This window comes from Pradoshia sp. Z3_51 (assembly GCF_058215915.1).
Window position 1 is genome coordinate 662,728 of record NZ_JBZAJC010000001.1, and the last position, 13,471, is coordinate 676,198.

The 13,471-nt window shown below is 38.9% G+C and carries 16 protein-coding genes; 4 read left to right on the forward strand and 12 right to left on the reverse strand.

Annotation, left to right across the window (positions count from 1 at the left end):
- Positions 1 to 74: 74 nt before the first annotated feature.
- The gene (locus tag AC4BHA_RS03120) at positions 75 to 1,331 is read right to left on the reverse strand and encodes a molybdopterin molybdotransferase MoeA (protein WP_066107602.1); all 1,257 of its coding nucleotides are present in this window, start codon (positions 1,329 to 1,331) and stop codon (positions 75 to 77) included.
- A 65-nt stretch (positions 1,332 to 1,396) separates the two neighbouring features.
- On the opposite strand from AC4BHA_RS03120, the gene moaC reads away from it, so the two are divergent.
- On the forward strand, positions 1,397 to 1,885 hold the full coding sequence (gene moaC / locus AC4BHA_RS03125) for a cyclic pyranopterin monophosphate synthase MoaC (protein ID WP_066107605.1): 489 nt from the start codon (positions 1,397 to 1,399) through the stop codon (positions 1,883 to 1,885).
- A 141-nt stretch (positions 1,886 to 2,026) separates the two neighbouring features.
- Here moaC and AC4BHA_RS03130 read toward each other — a convergent pair whose 3' ends face one another.
- The 7 genes from AC4BHA_RS03130 to AC4BHA_RS03160 form a co-directional block, all read right to left on the reverse strand.
- Positions 2,027 to 3,046 (reverse strand): ThiF family adenylyltransferase, encoded by a 1,020-nt coding sequence (locus tag AC4BHA_RS03130; protein ID WP_490558135.1) that lies wholly within the window; start codon positions 3,044 to 3,046, stop codon positions 2,027 to 2,029.
- 201 nt (positions 3,047 to 3,247) lie between these two features.
- The gene (locus AC4BHA_RS03135; RefSeq protein WP_066107611.1) at positions 3,248 to 3,760 is read right to left on the reverse strand and encodes a MogA/MoaB family molybdenum cofactor biosynthesis protein; all 513 of its coding nucleotides are present in this window, start codon (positions 3,758 to 3,760) and stop codon (positions 3,248 to 3,250) included.
- 157 nt (positions 3,761 to 3,917) lie between these two features.
- Complete coding sequence (locus AC4BHA_RS03140) at positions 3,918 to 4,787, reverse strand: superoxide dismutase (protein WP_490558136.1); 870 nt, start codon at positions 4,785 to 4,787, stop codon at positions 3,918 to 3,920.
- Positions 4,788 to 4,935: 148 nt separating this feature from the next.
- Positions 4,936 to 5,424 carry a DUF3907 family protein gene (locus tag AC4BHA_RS03145; protein WP_066107615.1) on the reverse strand — a complete coding sequence of 163 codons (489 nt, stop codon included), beginning with the start codon at positions 5,422 to 5,424 and terminating at the stop codon, positions 4,936 to 4,938.
- A 223-nt stretch (positions 5,425 to 5,647) separates the two neighbouring features.
- Positions 5,648 to 6,025 carry a hypothetical protein gene (locus AC4BHA_RS03150; RefSeq protein WP_140461611.1) on the reverse strand — a complete coding sequence of 126 codons (378 nt, stop codon included), beginning with the start codon at positions 6,023 to 6,025 and terminating at the stop codon, positions 5,648 to 5,650.
- A 12-nt stretch (positions 6,026 to 6,037) separates the two neighbouring features.
- On the reverse strand, positions 6,038 to 6,616 hold the full coding sequence (scpB, locus tag AC4BHA_RS03155; RefSeq protein WP_140461612.1) for an SMC-Scp complex subunit ScpB: 579 nt from the start codon (positions 6,614 to 6,616) through the stop codon (positions 6,038 to 6,040).
- Complete coding sequence (locus tag AC4BHA_RS03160; RefSeq protein WP_140461613.1) at positions 6,603 to 7,370, reverse strand: segregation/condensation protein A; 768 nt, start codon at positions 7,368 to 7,370, stop codon at positions 6,603 to 6,605. The genes scpB and AC4BHA_RS03160 overlap by 14 nt, the downstream gene beginning before the upstream one ends.
- 175 nt (positions 7,371 to 7,545) lie before the next feature.
- Between AC4BHA_RS03160 and AC4BHA_RS03165 the strand changes: the two genes are divergently transcribed.
- A complete protein-coding gene (locus AC4BHA_RS03165; RefSeq protein ID WP_066107625.1) occupies positions 7,546 to 7,641 on the forward strand; it encodes a YjcZ family sporulation protein in 96 nt (31 codons plus the stop codon).
- 172 nt (positions 7,642 to 7,813) lie between these two features.
- Positions 7,814 to 8,338 (forward strand): DUF309 domain-containing protein, encoded by a 525-nt coding sequence (locus AC4BHA_RS03170; protein WP_490551305.1) that lies wholly within the window; start codon positions 7,814 to 7,816, stop codon positions 8,336 to 8,338.
- Between the two features lie 32 nt (positions 8,339 to 8,370).
- On the opposite strand, the gene AC4BHA_RS03175 is transcribed toward AC4BHA_RS03170, so the two are convergent.
- Entirely contained in the window at positions 8,371 to 8,736 is a 366-nt protein-coding gene (locus AC4BHA_RS03175; RefSeq protein ID WP_066107629.1) for a GNAT family N-acetyltransferase, read from the reverse strand.
- Positions 8,737 to 9,109: 373 nt separating this feature from the next.
- Here AC4BHA_RS03175 and AC4BHA_RS03180 point away from each other — a divergent pair, with 373 nt between their 5' ends.
- Positions 9,110 to 9,982, forward strand: coding sequence for a DUF1002 domain-containing protein (locus AC4BHA_RS03180; RefSeq protein WP_066107633.1), 873 nt, complete (start codon positions 9,110 to 9,112; stop codon positions 9,980 to 9,982).
- Positions 9,983 to 10,021: 39 nt separating this feature from the next.
- On the opposite strand, the gene lysA is transcribed toward AC4BHA_RS03180, so the two are convergent.
- From lysA to spoVAEA, 3 genes are all read right to left on the reverse strand, one after another.
- Entirely contained in the window at positions 10,022 to 11,329 is a 1,308-nt protein-coding gene (gene lysA, locus AC4BHA_RS03185) for a diaminopimelate decarboxylase (RefSeq protein WP_490558137.1), read from the reverse strand.
- Between the two features lie 106 nt (positions 11,330 to 11,435).
- Positions 11,436 to 12,908 (reverse strand): spore germination protein, encoded by a 1,473-nt coding sequence (locus AC4BHA_RS03190; protein ID WP_490558138.1) that lies wholly within the window; start codon positions 12,906 to 12,908, stop codon positions 11,436 to 11,438.
- On the reverse strand, positions 12,868 to 13,470 hold the full coding sequence (spoVAEA, locus tag AC4BHA_RS03195) for a stage V sporulation protein SpoVABEA (protein ID WP_066107642.1): 603 nt from the start codon (positions 13,468 to 13,470) through the stop codon (positions 12,868 to 12,870). The genes AC4BHA_RS03190 and spoVAEA overlap by 41 nt, the downstream gene beginning before the upstream one ends.
- Position 13,471 lies beyond the last annotated feature (1 nt).

Below are 13,471 nucleotides of genomic sequence, written 5' to 3' on the forward strand. Positions count from 1 at the left end.
TTTTGATAATATCCAACCGGTTCCCATAAGTGTTGTTTCCCCCTATTTTTATAAACCTACGATTAATCAAACTTTCATAGCATCCATCGAGATGCACCTTCCTCTACTCCCAATAGCAATAAATCAACTTCATCTCCAGCCTTCCAGCCCTTTTTTCCACCGGGGAGAACGATAAATGCATTTCCCCTAGCAATGGATGTAACCGCATTCGATTTATTAAAACCAGCAGGAGTCGCGCTTAATCCTGAAGAAGTTACTTCATACGTTGCTCGAATAAAACGAGTAAACGGATTAGCATCCAAAAAATCTTCTGCTAATGCAGCCTTTACGTTTGGCATAAACGGTTTACAGCTACCCATCATTTTTAACAGGGTAGGACGAACAAATAATTCAAAGCCCGAATAACAGGCAGATGGATTTCCAGATAAACCAAATAAATACTTTCCATTATTCACTGCTACTGTCGTAACACTACCTGGGCGTATGGCTACTTTATTAAATAAGACATTCGCTCCAAGATGTGAATAAATGACTGGCATAAAATCAAAATCTCCAACTGAAACACCACCAGTTGTAATAAGACAATCTGTCTCTTCAATTGCTCTTTCCACTGTTTGTAGGGATTGCTTTAGATTATCCGCTTGAATACCATATGTATGATTTTCAATTCCCATCCGTTTCAGCTGTGCTTCAATCATGGGTCCGTTACTATTGCGGATTTTGCCTGGTACAAGATCATCCTCTACTGCCAATAATTCTGTACCTGTAGATAAAATACCAACTACTGGCTTCTTGGCTACTTTCACGTGCGTATATCCAAAGGTCGCCAACAACGCAATCACACCTGGAGTAATGAACGCCCCCTCTTCAATAAGCCGTTCATCTTTCCTGGCATCTTCTCCTTTAGGAGAAACATTTTCATTCATTTCAAATGATTTATAAATAGATATGTGATCTTCCTGTTCTATCACCTGTTCAAGCATAACAACAGCATCTGCATCCTTAGGCATCATCGCCCCGGTCATAATCCGAATGGCTTCTCTGGGAGCAAGTGTCTTTTTAGAAATATATCCAGCTCCAACCTCATCAATTACCTGAAAGGATACGTGATGCCCGTCTGAGGCTCCAACTGAATCGGAGGAATGAATGGCAAATCCATCATATGCCGATCGATCAAATGGAGGAACATCATGTTTAGCAATAATCGGTTCCGCTAAAATTCGGCCATATGCTTCTGACAAAGGGACAATTTCAGCTGAAGCAGGTTGTATTTCCTTCATAATTTTCTCTATTGCTGCTGAAATTTGAATTGGTATTCTTTTTTCTACCATTCTTTTATCTCCTTACAAATAGAATGCTATACTATGGATAAATCATATAGAAAGGATGTTTTTCCATGACAGAATTCACTCATTTCAATGAACAGGGTCGTGCCAAAATGGTTGATGTTTCCCATAAAGATAAAACCGTTCGGACTGCTCTTGCTAAATCTTCTATTCTTGTAAACCAACATATTTATGCTCAAATTTTTGATTATTCAAATAAAAAAGGAGATGTCTTTGCCGTTGCCCAGGTTGCTGGAATTATGGCTGCCAAACAAACATCTTCTATTATTCCTATGTGTCACCCTATCCCGCTATCTGGTATCAATATCGAATTCAATTGGGAAATAGATGAAGCAAACTCCCATTATGAAATTAGTATTCTTACTGAAGTTAAAACAATAGGTGCGACCGGTGTCGAAATGGAAGCACTTACGGCAGCATCTGTTTCAGCATTAACCATTTATGATATGTGTAAAGCCTCCGGTAAAGAAATGGTCATTGGGCCAACCATGCTTTTGAAAAAGACTGGTGGCAAAAACGGTGATTACACGCGTAGCTGAAGAGATAAATTGAAGGTTTAGCTACACTTTTCGGTTAGCTATATATTTTATAAAAGTTAACCGAATGGACTTCCTTCCATTTCTCCTGCAGCAAGCTAGACACAGTTGTCCAGTCTTCCATGACCTTTTTCCGACACTGTATTACACAAACATTTGATGAAATAATTTTAGTCCTTCCGTGCTATCCTGTAACCCATGTATTAACAGTCTCCCATTTGTGAACAAGATCATTCGATATTGTTCTGTATGAAATTGGATAAAATAAGGAGTCTTTTTAAATCGATATCCCTGCCTTATTGCCAGTCGCTCAGCATCTTCTAAAGATACACGGCGATTAGCTTGAGGGATGATTTGTATAGTGTCTCTCCCGCATAACACCATAGATTTCATTTCTTCGCTTTTTTCGAGCGAAGGATATACAGGACAATGTCCGCATGTAGGACAATCCTCTTTTTTAATACGAGATACTCCAACCTCTAAGCTGGTATGATTCCAAACATCAAAATGATATACTTTTCCCCGCAGCTTCTCCGGATGACCAGTTAACCATTGCATAACCTCTGTACATTGATGGGCTGCTGTAATTTGAACGGCTGGAGCAATAACTCCAACCGAATCACAGGTTTCATTTAACGAGGGCAAAGCCGGGAAAAGACATCTGAAACAAGCCGTTTTACCCGGTATGAAAGTGAAAACAGTGCCACTCGCACTTACACAGGCCCCATACACCCAAGGTATCCCATATTTATGTGCAGCATCATTTATAGCCATTCTTGTTTCAAAATTATCAGTTGCGTCTACCAAGATATCACATTTTTCTGCTATGTCTTCAATGAGTGTACCATCTGCATTTTCTAAATACGTAAAGAGGTGAACATTTGAACGGATTTCCTTCAATCGTTGCTCAGCAGCTATCACTTTAGCTGTCAGATTTAAAGCATCTTTCTCCACAAATAACTGCTGTCTATGTATGTTGGACATTTCTACAAAGTCACGATCCACTAAATGTATCGCCCCTATACCTGCACGAACAAGTGTCTCCGCTATTACCGTTCCAAGTGCACCGCAACCGATAATACCTACTGTTGATTCAGCCAAGCGTATTTGACCATCGAAGCCAATAGGCTTAAACAACTCTTGCCTAGAAAATCGGGTACCCATGTTCATTGGCTCCTTTATTTAAACGAACTATCTACTCATCTCTTTAATAGTCTTACACGTTCTCCAATCTGCCGACCAGATAATGGATTGTATTCCATTTTATATTATCAGAAAATTAAATACAATAGACCTCACCAGTGAATCATTATTTGACTAAAAAAGATGAAACCTATTACATGAAGGCTTCATCTTTTTTATACCTTATAGATCCTTTTTCAGTTCTCTTACGACATGTGCTAACTCCGGCAAAATCAATTTATTCATTGCCAACTCCACTGCGCCAGTGGAACCAGGTGTTGCGAAGATTACCTTCCCTTGAGTTACTCCAGCGATGGCTCTGGATAAAATAGCTGCGGAACCAATATCCTCCTGATAACTCAGCATTCGAAAAATCTCACCAAACCCTGGCATTTCTTTATCTAGTAAACCCTTAATTGTTTCAATAGTTACATCCCGATAGGCAATCCCAGTACCGCCATTACTTATAATGGCATCAACCTCTCTATCCTCCAACCCAGCTGAGAGTTCCTGCTGAATAACATCCTGCTCATCCTTCACTATTTGGTAGCGCGTAATGATATGTCCAGCTGACTGCAACAAACGCATCATAAGCTGCCCGCTTCGATCCGTATGCTCATCTCTTGTATCACTTACCGTAAGCACCATTACCTTCACACAATCCGGAGCCGATCTCCGATGCTCTATTAAACTCATGCCTATCCCTCCCTCCCATCATATTATCACAAATAATGGAAGTAATAGACTTGCTCAGGTAAGGAAGTATAAGGGGATAAACTAGACCTCAACTAAAAAGGTCAACCAAAGTCTTGGTCAACCTTCAAAAATAAACCTGGCGTATTTGAACGTACTTTTATTTCTTATATATTTTCCAGCCAATTTTCCGTGCCTGTTCAAATCGTTCGCTAACATTGTTCCAATTAACCAAATTCCACCAGTTGTTTATATAAGCCGGACGGTCAGTCTTGTATTGTAAATAATACGCGTGCTCCCAAACATCCAATACTAATAAAGGGATTGTATCCCATTGCGTCAGAATCATATGCCGTTCAGATTGTAAAATTTCCAGCCGATGGGCTCGGTTGGACCAAACTAAAATCGCCCAGCCTACACCCTCAACCTTTTTAGCAGCTTCGGTAAATTCCTTTTTAAATTTTGTGAAGCTGCCAAAATCTCTTTTAATAAAGTTCATTAATTCACCTGTTGGTTCCCCACCGCCATCAGGCTTCATATTGTACCAAAATATAGTGTGCAAATAATGTCCTGATCCGTGAAAAGCAGCTTCTCTTTCCCAATGCTTTAAAAGGTCATAATCATCTTTATCGCGGGCTTCTTTCATTTTAGTTTCGGCTTTATTCAGACCATCTACATATGTCTGATGATGAATAGTATGATGCAATTTCATAATCTCCCGGTCTATAAAGGGCTCCAAAGCATCATAGGAGTATGGCAATGGCGGCAAGGCATGTCTTCCAGGCGGTACATATGAATCGCCATTATGTGCCTTTTGAACAGATTCATCCAGCTCCTCCATCATATTTTGAAGCTTTATTAGCTCATGTTGGGATGGAGTTTTATTTTTCATGCTGTTTAAAAGGGCCGTGAGATTATCAACCCGCTCCATGATCAAGCTTCGAAATGACTCCTCTTGATTGGTTGCCCATTCAACAATCGCAGTCTTCCATTTATCTACCTCTTCCCAATACTTTTTAAAAGGATTCATATTCATCAACCTCCCCGTCATACAACAATATTCAAAAGGAGGTTGACTTAATTCTTATTTTTTCAATGAAATAGGTATGACTTTCCAATTAAAAATAAACCCAAATAAAAATGCGATTACACTATACGTAATCGCACTTCATATCCTGTTAATTTGATTGAACCATCTTTGTTCGATAATCGGTTTCATAGTATTCAAGTTCTTCTCTGATTTTTTGAACATCAAATTCCAGTTTTGTAATCAGGCTTTTCAAGCTTTCTGGTGCTTCTTCACGGAATTTTATACAATTGCGCCCTGTATACGCTGAACGGCTGTCCTCAAACCATAAATCACTTTTTGGAGCAAAATATTCTTCAATACATTTATGATATACGCGGTAAAGAACTCGCTCTGCAGCACCTTTATTAAATGGTTCGTTTTTAAGGACAATCCTGCAAGCCTCTAAGCCTTCTTCACAATAAACCAGCAGCTTACGGATTGTTGAAAACAAGCCCTTATAATAGAGCTCATCGCCGCTTTTTTCCTCCATCAAACGTTCAATTGTCATTTCATTCATGTAAATCTCGAGAGTTTGTACTGTTTGCTCCAAAAATGTTGTTACATCCTCCAACTGGCTCTTCACTAATGTATTACCCAACCGGAACCCTCCCTTAAAAATTCAAACCCTTTGATCATGTAAAACTCCACTATTCCTTGTGTTCATTTACTTTCTAATAGGACAAACAAACTCTTAACCTTCCCTGGCCATAATCGTATCTTTTAAGCTCAGTTACTAAATAGTTTACCATATTCAACCTACTTTTTATTGTTGATTAACGTTCAGGGAGGAATATTTTACATTATTATACGACAATTCAAGCTCAAACTTCTGGATTTTTCTGCATTTTATTTAAAATTTCTTTTATCTGGGCATATGGTAAATCCTTGAAAATAGTTAAAAAGATCGCCTCAGAATTTATATATACCCGTTTCCTTGCATGAAAATGCGAATTTTGCAACAAACAAAGGAGGGCAATAATATCTTTTAACGTATATCCTGTCAGTAATTCCTGAACCTCGGACACCCACTCACCCTCTTGTTCTAACAAAACTTCTTCAAAATACCGAAGATAAATAACCTGAAATTCTTTTATTTTTCCATTTTGCTTGTATGTCACGGTTGAACGATTGAAAAAATCCTCAGGTGAATTGGGTTTTTCCTTTTCTAACTCATATCCTATACAAGACAAGATTTTCAAGCTTCATCCTCCTTATTCCATCTCTTGGAATTTATGAAAAAACAAATCTGCTTCCTCGTCATTAAATCCATCATCTGTGTCATCCTGTAGCGCCGGCAGCTCGTCCAAAGATTTTAAACCGAAGTAATCCAAAAACTCCTTGGTCGTTCCGTATAAATAGGGCCTTCCCGCCCCTTCCGCACGACCTGTTTCCTGAATTAAAGCCTTGGCCATTAAGGTTTGTAAAGGACGTTCCGTTTTGACACCGCGGATAGCCTCAATCTCAATTCTGGTTATAGGCTGTTTATAGGCGATAATCGCCAATGTTTCCAAGGAAGCCTGCGATAGTGTGTTTGCCGAAGGTGTTTCAACAAGCTTTTTCAAATAGGGGGCATGCACTTTTTTTGTCGCCAATTGGTAGACACCGGCCAATTCAACAACACAGATTCCCCGATCTTCATTTTGATACAGCTCTTTAAGATCATATAACGCATCTTTTGCCTCTTCTTCTGTCACTTCCAATACGGATGAAATTTGCTCAAGAGATAACCCTTCATCACCTGCCGCAAAAAGTAGTGCTTCCAATATTGATTTCCAATTAACAATATCCAATTGTAAAATCCTCCTGCTTCCATTCTATGAAAATTTCCTCGAAGTTATTTGTTTGTTCCACCTGAATTTCATTTTGCTTCATCAATTCCAGGACAGCAAGAAAGGTGACAACTAACTGCTCTTTTTCCTCTGTGTTAAAGAGAGAGGTAAATAAGACCTTTTCTCTTTTTTCCTTAAGATAATCCTTTATTTCCTGAATCCGTTTATCTATCGTAATTTCCTGACGTGTAATTCGAGTTTGTAACGGTTTTCTTAATTTTTTTCGTCTCATTAATTTTTGAAAGGCGCTCAGCATATCATAAAGGCTGACATCTAAGTCATGGCGTTCCGTTTTTACATCTTCCGTATATGGCGATAAATCAATCGGAGGTTTAGTAAATAATAACGCCCTTTCAGCTTCCATATTTTTAAACTCATCAGCCGCCTCTTTATATTTTTTATATTCAAGCAGCTGTGTAACTAATTCTTCACGAGGATCGTCACTCATCAAGAATTCATCCTCTTCCTCATCCCATTCCTCTTCATGTTTGGGTAGGAGCATTTTACTTTTAATAGCTAAAAGTGTTGCCGCCATGACTAAATATTCACTGGCTATATCCAGTTCCAGCTCCTTCATGGTGTGGATATAGGCAACATATTGTTCGGTGATTTCAGAAACAGGAATATCATAAATATCTATTTCTAATCGATTTATTAGATGCAGTAATAAATCGAGTGGACCTTCAAATGCATCTATCTTTATTTTATAACTCATCTCTTTATAGGCACTCCTACTTATTTCAACTAGTTTAAGTATAATTTAACTCAAGCTTCTTTCCAATAGAATGAACAAATTGATTTTCTAAAAGGTGGGCAAAAGCCCATACATTCCAGTATGGATTACATAGTATGACAATGTAAAGAAAAGATCCAAAGAGGAGGATTCACAAATGGGAGATGGCGCAGTTGGAGGTTACGGTAGCGGATTTGCGCTAATCGTAGTGTTATTCATTCTACTCGTAATTGTTGGAGTAGCTTGGTGTTAATTAAATGGTGAATCTAAGGAACAGGCTGTCGACTAGGTAGCCTGTTTCTATTGTTATCAGCTAGATAATCCCGCTCTTCTCACCATTTAAAATCCTTATTCTTTTCTTATCCATGTTCGTTCATGTATATTTATCTATAATCATAGAGAGATATTGAGGTGACAATAACCAAATGAACTACCCAATTGAGTTCATTCAGTACTTAGCCGAATTTCATGGAAGCAGAGATTATTTTGAATGCCATGAAATACTTGAAGAGTACTGGAAAAAACATCTCCCGTTAGATCGAGAATCTGTATGGGTCGGATTTATCCAGCTGGCCGTCGGTATGTATCATTACCGCAGAAATAATGAATCAGGAGCTATTCGCACCTTACAAAAATCAAAGCAAATTTTAAACAAACATACCGAAGAAATGAATCAATTAGGTATGGATTCAAATGGTTTACTCCAATTACTGACTGACTCCATACATAGGTTAAAAAACAATGAACCATACAAAAGTCCATTTTTGCCAATTGAAGATCCAGATTTGCTCGCGGCCTGCCAAACCATTTGCAAAGAATATGGATATTCATGGAATTGCAGCAGCAATCTTACTGATCCATTATTAGTGAATAGGCATTCTACCCGTGATCGTACAGATGTCATTCAGGAACGATTCAAGCAACTTCAAAAGCGCAGCAAAAATAAATAGAGAAACCCTCTTAAATAAGGGTTTCTCTATTTTCATGCTTTATTATCGGCTTCACAATCCAGACATTTTGAAATAAACTCCGCTGTTATATCTCTGGAAATAATTTCGTATCCCTCATATAATTCAATCAGACAGTTTACCATTTCATGGCCAACTCCCAGACCCCTATGAGAGGGATTAACGGATAAATCGGTTACCGTAACCGTCTTTCCATCCAAATCTACCCCGATCAGACCTATAATGTCCTCATCTTGTTTCCAAAGATATAGTTGCCTGTCTGATTCTGTTTCATATGATTTAACAGTATTCTGGAGCTTCTTTAAATCTTTTTCATCAGGCATAAAAGATAATAAACCCATTGCGATTTTTTCAAAGCTCTTCTTGTATCTAATTAACATGTTTGATCCCTCATTAAATGAGAATAATAGAATGGTATTTAATAATCTTTCTTATCATACTAGTTTTTAACAATGAATTCAACTGACACAAATGCAAAGTCCTTTCTTTGCCATGCTAGACAACAGACATACATTTTATCCCAAAAAGGCTTTATATATACAATTCTAACGATTCGTACCCTATACAATATAGCCAAAATGGATAGAAATAACTGTAAAAGAACGCAAGAAAGAATAGACAATCTTCCAATTCCATTATAATATGACAGAGTTAACACAATTGGCAATTTGTTTGCCTAGATTACTATAACTACATAAAAAAATGAAACTTTTATCATTTTTTTACGTCTAACTGGTACGGGAGGTTATCACAATGAAAAAACAGCTTTTAAAATTAATGTCAGTTTTGTTGGCAGTTAGTTTTCTCATCCCAAGTGTAGCTTTGGCTGATATGCAAAGAGGCGACATGGTCGTTACACTTGGCGAAAACCTGACTCAGGAACAAAAAAAATTATTGTTAGCTGAAATGGACGCTCCAAAGGATGTAGAGATTGTAACAGTTTCTAATTCAGAAGAGCATAAATACTTGGATGGTAAAATTGCAAGCAGACTGATTGGAACAAAAGCAATCTCCTCTTCATCCATTACGATTGCTGCCAAAGGTTCCGGGATTACGGTCAAAACGAAAAATATCAATTGGGTAACAGAAGATATGTATAAAAACGCCTTGGCAACTGCCGGTATAAAAGATGCAGAGATTTATGTTACGGCTCCTTTTGAAGTTTCCGGTACAGCTGCCTTAACGGGCTTAATTAAAGCATACGAAGTGACAACAGACACCAAAATATCTGAGGAACAAAAACAAGCCGCCAATGAAGAAATGGTTGAAACAGCCAAACTAGGTGACCAAATCGGTACAGATGAAGCTACATCACTGGTTGAGTCCATTAAAGAAGAGATCGCTGTTAACCCGCCTCAAAATGATGCTGATTTGCGCAGCATCATCGAAAAGGCAGCAGAGCAGCTTGGCATCACGTTAACGGAGCAACAGATCCAGAGCCTAATCGATTTATTTAACAAGCTTCAGGATCTAGGAATTGACTGGAACAAAGTTGGAGAGCAAATAAATGCCGCTAAAGATAAAGTGACCAATTATCTTCAATCAGAAGAAGGGCAATCCTTCCTTGATAAATTAAAAGCATTTTTTGTAAGTCTAATCGACGCAATTAAATCCTTATTCTCCTAATACAATTAGAGGCTGCCGGAAATGGCAGCCTCTAATTATTTATTCATATAATGGCAGGTCATTTTTTATTAGATCTTCAAGACTCTCTCTTTTCACAACAAGACGCGATTCCCCATTTTCTACAAACACAACCGCAGGACGACGGAGCCTGTTGTAGTTATTGGACATTGAGTAACCATATGCACCTGTACAAAAGACCGCCAGCAGATCCCCAGGCTTAACCTTAGGCAGCGGAAGATCCCAAATTAACATATCCCCGCTTTCACAGCACTTCCCTGCTATGGCTACTTCTTCAAATACTTCATCATTCAGGCGATTGGCAAGAGCAGCTTCATAATTTGCCTGATAGAGAGCAGGACGAATATTATCACTCATTCCTCCATCAACCGCCCAATATTTACGAGTTCCCGGCACATGCTTACTTGATCCAATTTCGTAAATGGTTGTTCCGGCATCCCCCACCAATGAGCGCCCTGGTTCAATCCAGATTCCCGGCATAGACAGACCAGCTTCTTCAAAATCGGATTTTACTTCACTCACAATTTCTTCTACATAGCGAGAGACAGGAATAGGCTCATCCTCTTCTGTATAACGGATTCCAAAACCACCACCTAAATTTAAAACCTTTGGTGAAAATCCATATGTTTGATTCCAATTCGCAATTTGTTCACTAATCTTTTTAGCGGCCAAAATAAATCCGGTTGTTTCAAATATTTGTGAACCAATATGGCAGTGTATACCCAGTACGTCAAAATACTCGCTCCGCAGTACAATTTGCAGAGCTTGTTCCGCCTGGCCATTCCATAGATCAAATCCAAATTTAGAATCCTCTTGTCCTGTTAGAATATAATCATGAGTATGCGCTTCAATTCCAGGAGTTACCCGTAAAAGTATGGAGCATCGTTTACCTTTCATTTTGCACAGCTCTTCTAAAATAGCAATCTCGTGAAAATTATCAATTACGATACAGCCAACCCCCGCTTCAAGCGCCATTTCTAATTCATCAACACTTTTATTATTTCCATGTAAATGAATCCGTTCAACCGGAAATCCGGCCTGGAGGGCTGTATACAATTCGCCTGCAGAAACTACATCCAAAGATAGCCCTTCTTCCATAGCAAGCTGAAACATCGCTATGGAAGAAAAAGCTTTGCTCGCATAGGCCACCTGAGCATCAACACCCAGCCTGCCAAACGTATCTCTGAACATTCTTGCCCGTTCTCTAATTAAAGCCACATCATATATGTATAAGGGAGTGCCATATTGCTCTGCAAGAGAAACAGTATCTACTCCCCCTATTTCTAAATGGCCATGTTCACTCATTTTTCCTGTCCCATAAAAGTGCATGTAAACTCCTCCTTGACGTTATAACAAAAATAGACAGCCATTAATGCTGTCTATTTTTTGAATAGTATAACTACTTTATCACACTAATACCCTAATTCAAAATGAATTATTTTGTACGATCCACCGGATGTAAAATCCGCGGTCTTAAATGTCTGCCAGGCACCGGCCTTCTGATAATAATATTCGAAAGCGCTTTAGGTGCAAATGGGATAAACGGCCATAAATAAGGTGTAGATAACGTATTTAATCTGGTTAGGAAAAAAACGAAGAGCGTATTGGCAACCATGTACCCGGGTACATGGAACAAAGCAGTAAAAATTAAAATCAGGTACCGCATATATTTATTGGCCAAGCCGAGCTCCAAGCTTGGAGTGGCAAAACTGCCAATCGATGCAATGGCTACATATAGTAATACCTCAGGTACCATCCAACCAACATCAATGGCTATTTGACCAATTAGGACGGCAGCAATAAGTCCCATGGCTGATGATAAAGGAGCAGGTGTATGTATCGAAGCAATTCTGAGCAGTTCAATTCCAACCTCCGCTACAGCAATCTGTAATAGAATATGAACATGTGCATCATCCTGCGGACCAATAAACTTCATAGTTTCTGGTAGCAAATGGGGTTCCAATACAAATAATAACCATAATGGCAATATAAAAAGAGAAGCAAAAATACCGAGAAAACGGAACCATCTAAGAATGGTGCCCACTGAAGCTGCCTGTCTGTATTCCTCTGCATGCTGGACATGATGGAAAAAGGTCGTCGGTGTAATCATGATACTTGGCGACGTATCTACATAAATAAGGACATGCCCTTCGAGTAAATGGTTGGCTCCTACATCTGCCCGCTCGGTATAGCGAACCATTGGATAAGGATTATACCCTTGATTGACCAAATATTCCTCAACCGTTTTTTCGGCCATCGTCAATCCATCAATTTCAATTGATTTCAGTTCATCCCGAATGATATTAACGAGCTTCGGATTAGCTACCCCATCAATATATCCAATCGCAATATCTGTTTTGGAGCGTTCTCCAACACGCATAATTTCGAATCGCAAACGTTCATCGCGAATTCTCCTGCGTGTTAAGGCAGTGTTAATAATAATATTTTCAACATAACCGTCCCTTGCTCCTCTTGTGATCCTCTCTGTATCCGGTTCCTGGGGCTGTCTCCCCGGATAACTCCTCACATCTACGATCAGAGCTTTTCCGCTGCCTGCAACAATAATGGAAATCAAGCCTGACAATACCTGATCTACCATTTCATCCATCGTTTGAACAACCTCGACAGATTGTTGTACTAGCCGATTTTTAACCAGGTCATAGATAGGGACATCCAAGGCATTGTCTTCTTGTTCATTAATATCAGTCAATGTCTCTAAAATCTCTATGATAAAACTGGTATCACACAAACCATTAACATAATACATTTGCATCATTGTATCGCGAATCAGGATTTCTCTTACTCCTAAATCAAAACTTACTCCAAGACCCACATTTTTCTCCATGTATTGCTTTACGGCCTGTATGTCACTCGATATGGGTGTTTTCTCCTTTTGATTGGCCTGCATGGTATCCACTCCTTTCGAGAATCAGTTTTACAGCACTAAGTGTTATGGGACTGCCTTTAGCAATATCATCATATTTAGACATTTTGCCTATATCACCAATACCGACAACAATAGGTGCATGAATAGAATCGATACTATAGACTGTATCTCCATTAATTCGTTTAACATCCATTTCTGGTATTCCAAATTTATCAACGCCAAATCCGGTAAGATTCCCTTCGCGATCAATACAGACATCTACTTTTGTCCATTCTTCCTGTTTCGTTTTTGAAGCAACGGCAAGAATTCCAAGAAGATTGATATCAGGGTGTTCCGCAACATATTTCATTAACTGCTCACCAGCCCCTTCTCCGACCAGACCACTGTCATCAAACATAACCAACACCGGGTCATGGGCTGCAGATTTAATGAGTTTAATCAGTTCAGCTCCGCCCATTTTTGTTGGATTTCCATAGGAGGATGAAATGCAGCGACCGCCGATTTCTTTTGCTACATGTTCGATCGTTCTTTTCGCATATTCGTCTCCATCTGTGATAATGATGATATTTCGCTTCCCTTTCAAC